At 45.7% G+C, this 15,405-nt stretch carries 14 protein-coding genes and 1 riboswitch; of the genes, 9 read left to right on the top strand and 5 right to left on the bottom strand.

Annotation, left to right across the window (positions count from 1 at the left end; genetic code table 11):
• Positions 1-578: 578 nt before the first annotated feature.
• The 3 genes from MiSe_RS29555 to MiSe_RS29565 all read right to left on the bottom strand — a co-directional run bounded on the left by MiSe_RS29555 (position 579) and on the right by MiSe_RS29565 (position 6,245).
• Positions 579-2,024, bottom strand: a complete 1,446-nt coding sequence (locus MiSe_RS29555; protein WP_226587183.1) for a DUF3466 family protein — start codon at positions 2,022-2,024, stop codon at positions 579-581.
• 589 nt (positions 2,025-2,613) lie between these two features.
• Positions 2,614-5,559 carry a CAAX protease gene (locus MiSe_RS29560; protein WP_226587184.1) on the bottom strand — a complete coding sequence of 982 codons (2,946 nt, stop codon included), beginning with the start codon at positions 5,557-5,559 and terminating at the stop codon, positions 2,614-2,616.
• A complete protein-coding gene (locus MiSe_RS29565) occupies positions 5,556-6,245 on the bottom strand; it encodes a hypothetical protein (protein ID WP_226587185.1) in 690 nt (229 codons plus the stop codon). Before MiSe_RS29565 ends, MiSe_RS29560 begins: the two co-directional genes overlap by 4 nt.
• A gap of 527 nt (positions 6,246-6,772) precedes the next feature.
• A riboswitch (guanidine-I (ykkC/yxkD leader) is annotated at positions 6,773-6,904 on the top strand.
• Positions 6,905-6,998: 94 nt separating this feature from the next.
• Between MiSe_RS29565 and MiSe_RS29570 the strand changes: the two genes are divergently transcribed.
• The 6 genes from MiSe_RS29570 (at position 6,999) to MiSe_RS29595 (ending at position 12,409) form a co-directional block, all read left to right on the top strand.
• Positions 6,999-8,201 (top strand): agmatinase family protein, encoded by a 1,203-nt coding sequence (locus tag MiSe_RS29570; RefSeq protein ID WP_226587186.1) that lies wholly within the window; start codon positions 6,999-7,001, stop codon positions 8,199-8,201.
• 16 nt (positions 8,202-8,217) lie between these two features.
• The gene (hypA, locus tag MiSe_RS29575; protein WP_226587187.1) at positions 8,218-8,598 is read left to right on the top strand and encodes a hydrogenase maturation nickel metallochaperone HypA; all 381 of its coding nucleotides are present in this window, start codon (positions 8,218-8,220) and stop codon (positions 8,596-8,598) included.
• Entirely contained in the window at positions 8,582-9,286 is a 705-nt protein-coding gene (hypB, locus tag MiSe_RS29580; protein ID WP_226587188.1) for a hydrogenase nickel incorporation protein HypB, read from the top strand. The genes hypA and hypB overlap by 17 nt, the downstream gene beginning before the upstream one ends.
• Positions 9,287-9,501: 215 nt before the next feature.
• Positions 9,502-10,551, top strand: a complete 1,050-nt coding sequence (locus tag MiSe_RS29585) for an ABC transporter substrate-binding protein (protein ID WP_226587189.1) — start codon at positions 9,502-9,504, stop codon at positions 10,549-10,551.
• Positions 10,552-10,587: 36 nt separating this feature from the next.
• Positions 10,588-11,439 carry an ABC transporter permease gene (locus MiSe_RS29590; protein WP_226587190.1) on the top strand — a complete coding sequence of 284 codons (852 nt, stop codon included), beginning with the start codon at positions 10,588-10,590 and terminating at the stop codon, positions 11,437-11,439.
• 196 nt (positions 11,440-11,635) lie between these two features.
• The gene (locus MiSe_RS29595; protein ID WP_226587191.1) at positions 11,636-12,409 is read left to right on the top strand and encodes an ABC transporter ATP-binding protein; all 774 of its coding nucleotides are present in this window, start codon (positions 11,636-11,638) and stop codon (positions 12,407-12,409) included.
• A gap of 214 nt (positions 12,410-12,623) precedes the next feature.
• Here the strand turns inward: MiSe_RS29595 and MiSe_RS29600 are convergent, their stop codons facing one another.
• Positions 12,624-12,929 (bottom strand): type II toxin-antitoxin system RelE/ParE family toxin, encoded by a 306-nt coding sequence (locus MiSe_RS29600; RefSeq protein WP_226587217.1) that lies wholly within the window; start codon positions 12,927-12,929, stop codon positions 12,624-12,626.
• Positions 12,930-13,196, bottom strand: coding sequence for a ribbon-helix-helix domain-containing protein (locus MiSe_RS29605; RefSeq protein WP_444980569.1), 267 nt, complete (start codon positions 13,194-13,196; stop codon positions 12,930-12,932).
• A 224-nt stretch (positions 13,197-13,420) separates the two neighbouring features.
• Here MiSe_RS29605 and MiSe_RS29610 point away from each other — a divergent pair, with 224 nt between their 5' ends.
• The 3 genes from MiSe_RS29610 to MiSe_RS29620 all read left to right on the top strand — a co-directional run bounded on the left by MiSe_RS29610 (position 13,421) and on the right by MiSe_RS29620 (position 15,394).
• A complete protein-coding gene (locus MiSe_RS29610; protein WP_226587193.1) occupies positions 13,421-13,567 on the top strand; it encodes a hypothetical protein in 147 nt (48 codons plus the stop codon).
• Positions 13,551-14,801 carry an NACHT domain-containing protein gene (locus MiSe_RS29615; protein ID WP_226587194.1) on the top strand — a complete coding sequence of 417 codons (1,251 nt, stop codon included), beginning with the start codon at positions 13,551-13,553 and terminating at the stop codon, positions 14,799-14,801. Before MiSe_RS29610 ends, MiSe_RS29615 begins: the two co-directional genes overlap by 17 nt.
• Positions 14,802-14,863: 62 nt before the next feature.
• Positions 14,864-15,394, top strand: coding sequence for a GTPase (locus MiSe_RS29620; RefSeq protein WP_226587195.1), 531 nt, complete (start codon positions 14,864-14,866; stop codon positions 15,392-15,394).
• The last annotated feature ends 11 nt before the right edge of the window (positions 15,395-15,405 follow it).

Raw genomic sequence — 15,405 nt, forward strand, 5'->3', positions numbered from 1 at the left:
CTGGTAACGCATTGGTCGCCTCGTTACCAGGCTCCGGCCTGGTAACGCATTGGTCGCCTCGTTACCAGGCTCCGGCCTGGTAACGCATTGGTCGCCTCGTTACCAGGCTCCGGCCTGGTAACGCATTCATTAGGCTCTGCCTCGAAGCAAGAGGCAGAGCCTCAAAAACGAGCATTCCCAGGTGGAACCTGGGAACGAGCCACGAACGAGCCACGAGCCAACGAGCCACCTGGGAACGAGCCAATAAACCGCAAAAGGCGCGACATTCCGCAGAGAAAGAGAAGAGAGATTAGTAATTCCGATGCCAACGGATTTGATATTACAGCGGTTTGCAGCCTTAGATGGTACACCTGAGTTTGTATAGCGGCACCATTAATGGTGCGCGCTTGACAAACTCAGCCTTAAGGCTTTCCTTCACTCGCTGGCAATCCGCTGTAGATCTTGCACGCCTACGCCAAGAAACCGGGTTTCTATGAAAAATCGTTGGTTTGGGAACCAGAGATATGCCTCCCTTCCGCACTCGCGTTCGCAGCTGGAAACTAAGGTGATGACCTCGTCTTGCATAAGTCCCGTATCGGTTAGTTGCGGCTAGAAGCTTCCTGTTGCAGCCGCTGGCGTTTCGCCAAAGAACCAGCACCCACAGCACCCAACGCCAAGAATGCCAGTGCACAAGAGGGTTCGGGAACAGATTTGGGGGTTAAGACGAAGGCTCGCGATTGACCATTGTAAAAGCCATTGCCCAGAATCTGCCCTGCATTGTTGATGCCTACTACACTGTTTAGTATCCAGTCAGGAGCGAAAACCAAGTCTTTGAGGTCGCTCATTCCGCTGCTCTTTTCCCAGAAGAAGGGGCGATATTGCCCATCAGCGGTGGTTGAGTAACCAATCACCTGACCTAAGTTGTTGATGGCTGTGGGATAGCTATAGTTGGAGATATAGCCATAGCTATCGTAACCTCCCAGAGTACCCAGGTTAATCATGCCGCTGCTCTTGTCCCAGAAGAAGGCGCGAGATTGCGGTCCATCCGCGGTGGATGAATTACCAATCACCTGACCATAGTCGTTGATGGCAGTGGCATAACTATAGCTATAGCTATTGCCATAGCTATCATAGTAACCCCCCAGCGTACCCAGGTTAACCATGCCGCTGCTCTTGTCCCACAAGAAGGCGCGAGATTGCCCATTAGCGGTGGTTGATTGACCAACCACCTGACCATAGTCGTTGATGGCTCTGGCAGAACTATAGTTACCCCCCAGGGTGCCCAGGTTACTCATGCCGCTGCCCTTTTCCCACAAGAAGGCGCCATATTGCCGACCCCCATAGTAGGGATCGTAGCTGGATGAAATACCAACCACCTGACCATAGTTGTTGATGGCATTTGCATAGCTATAGCCGCCATAGTAATCCCCCGGTGTAACCAGGTTAATTATGCCGGTGTTCTTTTCCCAGAAGAAGGGATATTGCCTAGAGTAGTCGTATGTGTTACCAATTACCTGACCATAGTTGTTGATGGCTATGAGAGAACTAGAGCTATAGTAACCCCCAGGTGTACCCAGGCTAATCATGCCGCTGCTCTTGTCCCAGAAGAAGAGATTTTGCTCATAGTACCCCCCATAGTACCCCCCATAGTACCCCCCCCCATAGTAGGTGGTTGAAGAATTACCAATCACCTGACCATAGTCGTTAATGGCTGTGGCATTACTAGAGCTGGAGCTATAGCAAGGGCCATAGCCATAGCCATAGTTATAGCAATAGTTATAGCCACTGGCGGGGAGTGTACCCAGGTTAGTCATGCCGCTGCTCTTGTCCCACAAGAAGGCGCGAGATTGCCCATCCGCGGTGGTTGATTGACCAACCACCTGACCTAAGTTGTTGATGTCTGCGGCATAACTAGAGTTACCCCCCAGGGTATCCAAGTCGGTGAGATAAAAACTGATAGCATCCGCTCTTTGGGAGGTAGCTAGTCCCAAGAATGCTGCGGCAGTTAGTGCCATGCCAACTTTGCAAGCATTGAGTATTTTCATAATGTCTCCTTAGCAAATTGAGGGCTTTATCAAAGACAATGCGGGCGGTGACAGAGAATAAGTGCAAACGGGATTTTTCCCTATGAATTAGGGGTATTTCTGTTGCAAATAACTCTTATCTTTTTGTCTATTTTTGACAAACTGAATCGACAACAGCTATTAGTTTGTAATGACTGTTCGTTAATGGGGTGCAGTTTTTTCCTGCTGGAATAAGGCTTTGTCGAACTATTCTTTCAGCCTCATGCGCTGATAGTTATCCTGCGCTCCAGTTGATTTAAGTATTTTCATGGACCCTGACCGTTTAATTTTCTCGGATTTACCAAGCTACTTCAGTAAACTTACCATGTTGATTCAACCTGGATTGTAAGTTCACTAAAGCTTTACCGGATTTTCACTGGAGATTCACAAATTAAATAAGTATTTTTACTTAAATAGCAGGTGAGGTGTTTGGGAAGCACATTCGCGCAAGCTAGGGTATGCATATCGCCTGGGTGGCAAACCGGAAGTTGCCCCCGCCGGTTTTGTAGGTTGGGTCCTGGCGATAGGGAAACAGATCCAGAAACCCGGTTTCTTTAAGAAACCGGGTTTCTTACCAACCAATCTCTGTAGGTGCAATTGGTTCAATATCAGGATCGTATCCACCCACCTGATTGCTACGAAGTACCCAAATCGAAGCATCACGCAACAGAAACTGCTTAGCAATTGTCTCGCTCGCTAAACGAGGTAACATGGTTCGCCAACTCAATAAACCCCTTAAAAGTGCTTCAATCGGATCGTCTTCTATACTAATTCCCAACATCTCAATATTATTTTGCCAGTCAGCACGAGCAGTGCCAAAAGGTAGCAGTCTGCGATTAATAGAATTTCCTAGTTTTACTAACTGTTCAAAACCCTGAGCTTGTTCGGGATTGTTGCTTAGCCATTCTGCTAAATTCGGATTGGCTGTAATCGCATTTTCTATGTTTTTGATTGCACCATATAGCGCTTGATTGGAATCTTGGGAACAGTTATTTGCGGGACCTACATAAGTTCCACCCGTTCCATCTCCAATTCGGTAGCGCGCCATTGCGATTTCTAAATAATAGATGAGCGTAAGTAAGGGAGAGCGTTTCAATCCTTGGATATCGTAGCTTTCAGTCACCGCATCCAGTTTAATTATGATATCTGAAACCGGGCGGGTTCCCAACCATCCCCACTGGCGATCGCCTAAAAAACGACACCATGCATTTGTCCCTGCAATTATGCCATCGATGTTGTGGGTATAAACTTGACAATATTCGATATCAAAGCATAATTCGTCGGCGATTGGTTCTCGTACTACCCGTGCAATTCCATAGGCAAAATGACCGAAGAATATGGGAGTTTTAGCCGCTGGTTCGCGTTTTTTGCCGCCAATCCCGCCGTAGACGTGAATCAGTAACGCGAGATCGCCTTCTTGCCATTCCTCTATCGCCGCCTGAATTTCTTGATGTTTTGGACTTAAAAGAACGGATGATACTTTGCCTTTTTGTCCCGCTACCTGCCAAGATTCTTTTTTCAGGTAATTCAGCGCCGCTTTTTTCCCGAAAATTATCTCATCTGGTTGCAATCGCAACAACCTACGGGGCGCGATCGCTTGCACGACAAACACTCCATTTCTATCCTTTGCCCCATAAATATACCAGCCGGTTTCGTTGACCGGCGACTTTTCAATATCGCGATTTGTGGAAGGGAAAACGCCATTGATATCGGCGACAACTTGCGGAATTCGCACCCTGTCTTCCACTCCATCAAATTGTTTCGATTGGCGATTAAAATGAACCACTCGGAAACAATCTGACCCATCTTCTACGGGGTGTAAAATTTTCACCAAAGCATAATAACGCCCGGTAATTTGGACGGGTTCTTTTGATATAATTAAAGAACCGCGTTTCGTGTCTGTCCTTTCGACAATAGCAACGACTTCGGGCAACTTGACAATAACATCATCGTTAGGTCTTGCGCCTGCTAGTGACTCCAACGGATCGACTTGTTGCCAATGATTCAGTCGTTCTGGATGAATATAACCTTGGCTGATGCTATATTCTGTTTCTTCAGAAAAGTGGACGCTTTTAGTGACGCCGCGGACGTAAGCTTGCACAGATGGCGCATCGCTCCAGCGCAAATTAACAATTTGTCCGACTAAATGTTGATATTCAGTAGGAGCGTGATGGACTTCAAAAAACACTCCTTTTACTTGGCGGCGTTCGTCTGGTTTGGGTAGAATTAAACGACCCATCCAGGGTGCGAGCGCGCGATAATTTTCCCAGTTAACAGATTGTGCAATAGACTTCTGCAATAACTCTTGTGGGATAGGCGTCTCGCCTGTCAAAGAGTTTGTTTTTTGTCGAGGTCTAATCGGATAATAACTCGGTTGATTAAACGGCGCTTCCCAATACCGTTCGTAATTGCTGGGTTTCCTTTTATTATGCTTCTGAGCGAAGGGGAATTTATCTAAAATAATTCCCTCAACGATATCAAGAGTTTGCTTTAAAAAGCTGGTTCCATCGGGTAGAAATCGATTCGCATCAAACGGCCCCCCAGCGCCGTTGTGACCGATAGGCCCCAGGGAAATGATGCTAATTTTACCCCGACGTTTGGCGCGATTCCAATAGGATAAAAAGAAGATTTGCCAGCGCTTGGGAAACAAAACTGGCCCTTCCCTTTCGACAAAATCTTTATCGCCAACGAGGTGATAAAGATGTTCTAACTGCAAAGCATTTGTATTACCGCTTAGCACGCCGGATATAGAAATTACCTCAATCGGTGCATCCAAAGCTTGCCGTAAATAAGGCGCTGCACCCATCGCAATTTGCCCGCCACCGCTGTAACCAATTAAAGTTATTGGTATGCCGCTTTCAGGTTCGTAGCCGTGAGTTATCAGGCTATTATACATCACCTGTGCGGTTCCTTGATTGTAGATCGGGCCGTAGCGTTGGTCGGCAGAAACCGTGACAACTAAAGTATTGCGAATATTAATCGTACAGCCAATTAAAGCGCCGAAAATACCGACAGATGTAGACATTTGCAGTCTATCTGCTAAGCGCCAAAAAAATGATAATAATCGGTCTTTTGTCAAGGGGCGATTCATGGGAGAATAGGGCATTAACCCGCGAATAATTAGGATATCATCGGGCAAGCGGGCGGCTAATTCATCGAGAAATTGTTCTACATCTGGGAAATATCTGGATTCAGCTTGAGCAATTCCATCGAGGTAGATAACATAACGAACGACTTTTGTTTCAGGCGGGAGAGGTTCTGCTAAAGTACCCGGATCGAGATTTTTATCGACTTGATCGCCGTACCATCCCGCCCACCATCCAAGTGCTTCTAGGGGCGAGAGAAACGCGGCAAAAATAATTGCGATCGCGCTAATCAACAGCAGGTTAATTACCAGATCCAAACTATATCCTAAAACTGCGTATGCCGCCAAATATAGTGGCTTTAACTGGGGGAAAATTACAACGCAGGTGCAGACGATTGCACCGAGTAACAGAAATTTGAATCGTTTATTCAACGTTTACCTCCCCGTTGACGTACTCTGGTAGCTATTCTACGTTGCAGTCCGGTTTGCACGATTTCCTCCAAAGCTTGCAGGTTAGTGACTAAATTAACTCCGGCAGCTGTAGTTTCTAACCAACGACCGAGAGTTATCAACGGACGCCCGATGGTGCGCTGGAAGATTTGAAACACCACCCATCCCAATACGCTACACCAAAATGTTTGCCATGTCCCTAGACCTAATGCCACCTTTAATCCGGTTAAAAATGCTAAAAAACTCCACAATGATAGTATTACCGAAATCGGCACGCCCAGGTAAGGCAGCGCGACGAAAAAACTCAATATCTGGGGTGCATAAGCAAGTCCCAAAACGCTGGCAATTGCCGTGAATGCTGTTAGGGAAGGATAGAGCGCGAACAGAATTATACTCGCCACCCAAGTACTGAGTACCCAAAAAATGTAGCTAAACGCAAATAACAGTGCCGCAATGATTAAACTGAGGATAAACCGAATCGGTTTGACGCGATTGATAAATAGAACAATCCCCTGACCTATCGCTTGGGAAAATCCAGCGATCAAGGCAATCAACAGTGCAGTTATCGTCCCAAAGGGGACAACTTGAATCTGCTCAAAGGCAGATGTGTCGAGAGCGATTGCTCCCCATACTAACTCCCAAAACTTGTTTAGTGCAGTTTCCGTCATCTTTTATTACAAAGGAATTGCTGAAAGATTTTGAACTAAAAGAAACCCGGTTTCTCAGAAAAGAGATCGACGGTCGAAACCAGGTTTCTGACCTGCGAAGAGCGTAAGTCCTGATGAATTTTTTGTCCTCTACCATTTGGGTTAAAGCGCGTTCGCTTCCAATCCATAAGGTGCATTCGTTCTTTTTGTCAAGTAAACTTCATTTTTTTTTACTCATAAATCTTGGAATTTTGTTACTTTAAATACAATTTAATATTAAATTAACTGTTAAGTTACCAGGAGTTGCAGAAAATTACTCTGTAATTTTACACAGATTCGCCTAGATTACCGATTCGAGCAAAGCCTTGAGTCTTGCGGTAATTCGCAGACGTAGCACAACAGACCCTTGTACTTGCGGCAAGCGCGGAATTTACGCCTGTGGACAGGTTAGGAGCCGACTCACCGCAGTAGTTGCAGGAAGCTTTCCGTCGAATTAAGCGAAATGCTGGATTTGAGTAAGTTTTGTCTTGCATAAAAAAGAGGGAAAATTTAACAACTTCTAGGGTTCCGGTTTGAATAATTCAAATGCTGGTTCGAGAGAAGTAGGCTGGCTCTCCTAAGTTTTTTGGTATTAAGAGAAGGATTAGCCAGTTACACGGCGGGAGAAAAGCCCGGGAGGAATACCATCAGTCACTCAGGCTGAGTTTGTTCCCTCCTGGGTTTTCTCCATTCGTTTCTTTTGGCAATGTTTTGAAAACTCCGAGAGGAATCAAAATGACGGAAAATCCTGCAGAAAACCCCTTATTTCAAAGTCCGGATCAAAACGGAAAGGTGCCAAATCAAGGGCAACGGGCGTTAGAGTTGGAATCGCGACTACCGTTGACCGGATGGCAACAGGAAGTATCGAAGGGACTGGAATATGGATTAGAAGCGGCAGATAGCATACGCGATCGCACGATTCCCACCTTCTCGCGCGGCGAATTGCCCCACTATGCCGGAATCAACACCTTCCTCAAAGCGCCCTATGTAGAAGACGTTCGCAAAGTGGGCGAATATGACGTAGCAATTGTAGGAGTTCCTCACGATTCCGGCACAACTTATCGCCCCGGAACGCGATTTGGTCCCCAAGGAATTCGCCGCATTTCTGCCTTGTATACACCCTACAACTTTGAGTTAGGAATTGACCTGCGCGAGCAAATCACCCTTTGCGATGTCGGCGATATTTTCACCATTCCAGCTAACAACGAAAAGTCATTCGATCAGATTTCCAAAGGCGTCGCGCATATCTTTAGTTCCGGAGCATTTCCCATAATTTTGGGCGGCGATCACTCGATTGGATTTCCCACAGTGCGGGGAATTTGTCGGCACTTAGGCGATAAAAAAGTCGGCATTATCCACTTCGATCGCCACGTCGATACCCAGGAAACCGATTTAGACGAACGGATGCATACTTGCCCCTGGTTTCATGCCACAAATATGAAAAATGCCCCCGCTAAAAACTTAGTCCAACTGGGGATTGGAGGATGGCAAGTACCGCGTCAAGGCGTCAAAGTTTGTCGAGAAAGAGCAATAAATATCCTCACGGTAACCGATATTACTGAAATGGGACTCGATGCTGCGGCAGAATTTGCCATAGAACGGGCAACCGATGGCACCGATTGCGTGTGGATCAGTTTCGATATTGACTGCATCGATGCCGGATTTGTCCCCGGTACGGGATGGCCCGAACCAGGTGGACTTTTGCCGCGCGAAGCACTTCATTTATTAGGAAAAATCCTGCAACGCGCCCCGATTTGCGGTTTAGAAGTAGTGGAAGTTTCTCCACCTTACGATATCAGCGATATTACATCACTAATGGCAACGCGGGTAATTTGCGACACGATGGCGCATTTAGTTTTATCAGGACAACTACCCCGTAAACAAAAACCTGCCTATATCCATCCAGAATCACAACCGGAATTAGTCGCTTGGACGTAAGCTCGAATCCAAAAAAATGCACGAAACCGACATGACAAAGGCGCTGGTGATAACCGTGAGAGATTGGTGGGAATCGCAACCAGAACGACCCAAAATTTCTCACGTTCACCTCACAGTTGGAAAATTTACTTGCGTCGAACCTGTGAGTTTGCAATTCGCCTTTGAAGTTCAGACGCGCGACACATTTTTACAAGGAGCAAAACTGGTAATTCGGGAAACCCCCTTAATTGCCTTCTGCCATTCTTGCCAACAAGAATATCGTCCAGAAATTGGCATACAATACGCTTGCCCAACCTGCAAATCCCCCATGGAAGATATACGCTCTGGACGAGAACTAAAAATAGACCGGATTGAATACCATTCTGATGCAATAGAATCCTATGCACCAAACCTTTGACGCAGCATTAGAAATCAATTTGCTCCACGCCAATCAAGCAGGCGCAGATCATAACCGCGCTCACTTTGATGAATGGGGCATCACCTGTTTAAACATCATGAGCAGTCCAGGTGCGGGTAAAACCGTTTTACTAGAACGCACCCTAGCGGCACTCAACAACCAATTAAAAATTGCCGTAATAGAAGGCGATATGACCACCGAATTGGATGCCGATCGCCTGCGGCAATACAACGTTCCAGTAATCGCAATAAACACCGGACGTTCCTGCCACTTAGATTCCAAAATGGTCGCCGGAGGAATTCACCAATTCGCCCACCAATACAACCCATCAGACTTCGATTTAGTCTTAGTAGAAAACGTCGGCAATCTAGTTTGTCCCGCCGAATTTGAAGTCGGCGAACATGCCAAAGTCGCCCTCTTAAGCATTACCGAAGGAGAAGACAAACCCCTGAAATATCCAGTCATGTTTCAACAAGCAGATTGCTTATTAATTACCAAAATGGACTTAGCACCCCATTTAGATATCGACGTAAATCGCATGATCGCCAACGTCCGCCAAATGAATCCAGATTGCACCATCATTCCAATTTCTGCCAAAACAAGACAAGGACTAGAAACATGGTTTGACTGGTTGCATTTCCAGATTAATCAAACATCAACCACACCCCACCAACTAACCCTTGTCTAGTATTAACGTAGGGTGCGTAAGCGGCGGAGTACGGCACCGCAAGTCTTGATGTAGTAAGCGGCGGAGTACGGCACCGCAGGACTACTCCCTTCCCGGTAGAAGATTTTCTACTTCTTCCTTCTTCTTCCTTCGTGTCCTTTGCGTCTTCGCGGTTCAATAATACGAATTCTTCAAACGGGAAAGGACTAAAGTCCTTACTACAAACAAACAAACATATGAAACACCGCTCCTTCCTCACCTACTGCATACTCTTTCTCATCACCTTATCCCTCGCCGTCGGTTGCGTTAACCCCGCCACCTACATCAAAACCACAACAGAAACCGATACAACTTCTTCATCCACTGCCGGTGCAGTTCGTTTAGGATTTAGTGCATGGCCCGGTTGGTTTCCCTGGCAAGTTACCCAAGAACAAAAAATATTTGAAGCCAACAAAGTTGCAGTAGATTTAAAATGGTTTGATGGCTATCTAGAATCTATCAGTACCTTGACAGCCGGACAAATAGATGCTAACAGCCAAACCTTAGGCGATACAGTAAATTCCATCTCCGGTGGCGCGGATAAAGTAATAGTATTAGTCAACGACTACTCCACCGGCAACGACAAAATAATTGTCCGAGAAGGCATCAATTCCATTGCCGACTTAAAAGGCAAAAAAGTTGCCGCCGAAGAAGGCACAGTCGATCACTTTCTATTACTACTAGGACTAAAACAAGCCGGTTTATCGCCAAAAGATATTCAATTAGTACCCCTAGAAACAGGGAAAGCCGCCGCCGCCTTTGTAGCAGGAAAAGTCGATGCAACCGCAGTATTTGCCCCATTTACAACCCAAGCATTAAAGCTTTCTGGCAGCAAAGAACTCTTCAGTTCTAGAGATTTTCCCGGTGCAATTTCAGATCATTTAGTCTGCACGCGCAAATTTGTAGAACAAAACCCCGATAAAGTGCAAGCCGTTGTAAATTCCTGGTTCGCCACACTGGACTTTATCCAAGCAAATCAAGAACAAGCATATAGCATTATGGCGCAACGGGCAGGCGTCAGCGTGGAAGAATACAAACAATATGCTAACGGAACTAAAATATTGACCATCGAGGAAAACTTGAAAGCCTTTCAACCGGGTAATGATATGAACTCGTTACAATTTGCCGCCCAAGAAATGAGTAAATTCCTTAAAGAAGTAGGTTTAGCTAAAACCCAACCAGATCTTAGCAAGTTATTTGACGCTCGCTTCGTAAAAGCCTACGCCGAAAAAGCCAAAAAATCTTAAACTGACATCAATTAACAATTAGCAATTAGCAAAATCATGAACGACAGCTTTAACCCTCGCTCAATTCAATCGCTGATTAAACCTAAAACAATTCGCCCAACCGTTTTCTGGCGACTGGCGGAAGATATTCCCAAACCCCTCAATACCGCTTTGATAATAACATCGATTGCCTTGCCGCTGCTGGTGTGGTGGCTAGTAACAACTTTCGGCAACGTAGACCCCAAATTTTTACCCTCACCAGGTAAAGTTATGGAAGCATTTGAGCGATTGTGGCAGACTCGCGAACTCCTAAAAGATACGGTAGCGAGTCTATGGCGAGTGGGGGTTGGGTTCTTTTTTGCCGCAGTTTTTTCGATTCCAGTTGGTATCTTGATGGGCAGTTTTCCCAGCATTCGCGCCTTGCTGGAACCGCTGTTTGGCTTAATGCGCTACATGCCTGCTCCTGCCTTCATCCCCCTACTAATTTTATATTTGGGCATTGGCGAAGAACCTAAAATTACGCTGATATTTATCGGGGTGTTTTTCTTCAACGCTTTGATGGTGATGGATACGGTAAAGTTCGTCCCCAAAGACTTGATTGAAGCTACGTATATTTTGGGTGGAAATCGCTGGGAAACCCTAACTCAGGTAATTTTCCCCCATGTCTTGCCAGGAATTATTGATGCTTGCCGGATCAACCTCGCCGCTGCATGGCAATTAGTAATTGTTTCAGAACTAATCGCCGCAACGGAAGGTTTAGGTCGTCGGATTAGCGTGGCAGGTCGATTTCTTAGAACCGATGAAATTTTTGTCGGTTTGATTGTCATCGGTGCAATCGGATTGGCATTTGATTTGTTATTTCAATACTTGCTCAGGGTTTCTTGTAAGTGGGCAAGTCAACAACGATAAACCCTGACAATTAACGCAAGTTGCTAGTTATAAACAAGGGCGGTGCAAGCTGGCAAGCTTGCTAATTGCTAATCTTGGATTTTTACTGATTGAGCCATTAGCCATTAGCCATTAGCCTCTCTGAGAGAGATAACTAGCAACTTGAGTTAATTACCAATTACCAATTACCAATTACCAAAATACGGAGATTTAACCAATGTTTCTGCAAATCACTAACCTGCACAAGCACTTTGAAACAAAGCAAGGAACGTTAGTCGTCCTGAAAGACATTAACATGGCGATCGCCCAAGGTGAATTTATCTGTGCGGTAGGTGCATCGGGTTCGGGTAAATCTACCCTACTGCGGCAAATTGCTGGACTTGATAGCCCTACAATTGGAGAAGTTAAAATTGATGGCAAGCGCATCACCGCACCCGGTCCAGATCGGGGGATGGTGTTCCAGGATTACACGCTTTTCCCTTGGATGACGGTGCAGGAAAATACCGAATTTGGACTCAAACTTCAAGGCGTACCGAAGAAAGAACGGCGCGAACAAGCGAGTTACTATTTGAGCGTGGTGGGATTGTCGCAATTTGCTAAATATTTGCCGAAGGAATTATCGGGGGGGATGAAACAAAGGGTGGCGATCGCGCGCGCCCTAGCTTCGGAACCGAAAGTATTATTAATGGACGAACCTTTCGGTGCATTAGACATTCACACCAAAGAATCGATGCACGAATTTATGCTCGAGCTTTGGCAGCGCACCAATATTACCGTATTCATGATTACCCATGATGTGGAAGAAGCCGTATTTCTTTCCAATCGAATTTATGCCTTGAGTGCGCGTCCTGGTACGGTAAGGAAAGAAATTCCGATTAATTTACCCTCACGCACCCACACCGTTAAACGTCAATCAGTCTTCCACGACTATCGCGATGAACTGATGGAATTGCTGCGGAGACAAGGACAAGAAGCTGTTGCAGCTGCTTGATTGCAATTTTAGATTTTTTGCCTTCCCTGGCAGCAGCTAGGGAACGATTCTAAAAAATCCCACTATTTAACGCAAGTTGCTAGTTATAAACTTTGGCGTTGCTAATTGCTAATTGCTAATTGCTAATCTTGGATTTTTACCAATCTCGCCATCAGCCATTAGCCATTAGCAGCTCTTCGAGAGATAACTAGCAACTTGAGTTATTTAGTTAAATTCAATCATCAGCATCGGTGAAAAGAGCTGACAAATCTCGATAGCCACTGACAACTCGAAAAATCTCTACGTCCTGTCCCATCGGCATATAGAGAATGAGATCGTTATCCATCGGGAGACTGGGTAGACCAGGTAAAATCTCGTCTCGTTTTCGTCCAATGTTTGGGAATTGAGCAATTTTGGCAAATTTAGCGTCTAGTTTATTCAAAAAGCGATCGGCTTGATCGAGTCCCGATTGACGAGCGATATAGTCCGCAATTTCTTCAATGTCTTGAATTGCGGGTTCTGTGAGGCTTGCATTGTGCAGTCATGCTTCTGAGGCACCGTAGCGCGAACGCATCTTGGCGCGGATTTGTGCCATTGCAGTTGCACCATCTACGACTTCACCGCGTTGGGATGCTTCCCAGCCAATAAGTGCTTCCTGTTGGAGTTCTTGCAGTCGTCCTTGATATATATCTTGTTGTTCTAGGAGTTTGATGCCTGCAAGAATAACTTCGATCGCGTTATTGTATTTACCACTGGTGAGTTGGCGCTGCACAAGAGCTTCGACTTCAGGTGGCAGAACTATTTCCATAGCTTTGGGTGAGGGGGGTGTTGATTCTATTGTAGGCGATCGCACTTTGGTATACCCCACCAAGCGCGGGGCGGGTTTATTTGAATGGTTTGTTTTTGTCAAAGGTTATTGGTCAAACCCGCCCCTACAATACTTTGATCTGTAGTCCCTACCTCCCCAATGCGCCCCCATCCTCTCCACAACCTTGGCGGGGTGCTTACCCATTTGCGTCGCCATTGCCCCAAATGCCCAAACCTAGGGCTACAATTTCCGTAATTCCACAACCACAGCCAAAAGCTAGAGAAGATTTGATCGAAGCGGGTGCTATTCTTAGTTATTTGGAGGGAGAACTTTCACCCGAAGCGGAAGCAGCTTATGTCAACCAAAATTAATCGCCATCTAGTTAATAAGTTGCTAGAAGCTGTCAAGCGTGAGGTTAACCAAAGGCTAGAACAGTCATTGCACAATGCCGTGGCAATCGATTTGCGTAAAGAAAAACCACCGGAACTCTTGCCGAGACTTTGCGATCTTGAAGTTAAAATCGGCAATCGTCCCAATTTTTGGTTACCTCCAGACAAAAGCGTTACGAACGTTTTTGACGATTCACAGGGCAAGTTACTGATTTTGGGTTCGTTGGGAGGCGGGAAAACTACCGCTATGCTGGAACTTGCCCAAGATTTGATAAATCGCGCCCAAAACGACCCAGAACAACCGATTCCAGTTTTATTTGACCTTTTATCTTGGAAAAAAAACCTCAGCCTCGCTGATTGGATCGTCGCTGAACTAAAGTCAAAATATGGCATCCAGGATAAAATTGGCAAGCAACTGATACAGCAGCAAAAGTTACTGCCCCTACTCGATGGATTGGACGAACTGGAAGCAAGGCAGCGAGAATTATGTTTGCAAGCGATTAATCGGCTGCTGGTAGGAGAAAATCCAGTCAAGCATCTGGTTGTCTGCACTCCCCTAGAAGACTATAAGCGCTGCAAAACCCGGTTAAGATTGCAGGGAGCGGTCTATTTGCGACCCTTGACGGATGCACAAATTAAAGCATATTTGGTCGCTGCAAGCAGTCTCCAGCTTTGGTACGCTATCGAGGACGATCCAAACTTGCTGGAATTGGCAAAAGCACCGCTGTTTTTGTGCATGATGACTTTAGCCTACGAGGAAATTTTAATTCACGCTTGGAAACGCCTCCCCTCTAAGGAAGAACGTCTTAAATATTTGTTAAATGCTTACCTTCGTTGGCTGCTAACGCGGAAAATTAAAAGTCGGTACTATCGCAAAGAACCGCGCCCCGAAGCAACTCGTCCTTGGTTGATTTTTTTAGCTAAAAGAATGAAAGAAGACAAGCAGGTAGAGTTTGCTATGTCGCAAATTTCCCCACAATGGTTACAGACTAATTCTCAAAAAAGCACGTACCGTCTCGGAATCGGTCTAACCTTGGGCGGTATTGCCGGAATGCGAGGTTTCATCCTTCGTTTCATCCTTTGGCGTAATGGTTATATCCCCTGGAATTATTCCCGTTTTTTGGGTTTAGCGACTGAAAGAAGATTTTTGCAAAAATTCGGCGATCGCTATCGTTTCACCCACGAATTGCTCAGAGAACATTTGGCTCAAATGTGATGGTAATTGGTAATTGGTAATTGGTAATGGGTAATTGCTTAGAAAAGATGGAGTAAAATGAAATGGCAGAGCGGGATTTTTCGTTAGATGATATTTTAACTAAAATAAGCGAAGCGTATAAAAATGCGTCAACTAAAGTAGGGCAGTGTAATGTTTTGGTAATCGGGAAAACGGGGGTGGGAAAAAGTACGCTGATTAACGCCGTGTTTCGCGTTCGCGCAGCGTCTTTGCAGGAGAATCGCTTGGCAGAAACCGGCGTCGGCAGACCGATTACCCAAGGCATCAGGCAATATACAAAAGAAAATTGCCCGATTACCGTATACGATACCCCCGGACTCGAACTCGATGCCGCACAAATTCAACAGGTCCAGCTAGAAATTGCCGAATTAATTGAAGATAAAAGACTGCTGCCGGTTAAAGAACACATTCACGTTGTTTGGTATTGTATCAACCACGAAGCGCACCGTTTTGAAGACATCGAGGAAGATTGGATTAAAACGCTTTACCTCAAAGAAGTTCCGGTAATTCTCATCCTGACTCAAGCTATCTCCGTCGATCAGGAAGAACGCAGCGATTTTATATTATTCTTATAAAAGAAGAATCT

This window comes from Microseira wollei NIES-4236, from assembly GCF_020521235.1.
GTDB classification, from domain to species: domain Bacteria; phylum Cyanobacteriota; class Cyanobacteriia; order Cyanobacteriales; family Aerosakkonemataceae; genus Microseira; species Microseira wollei.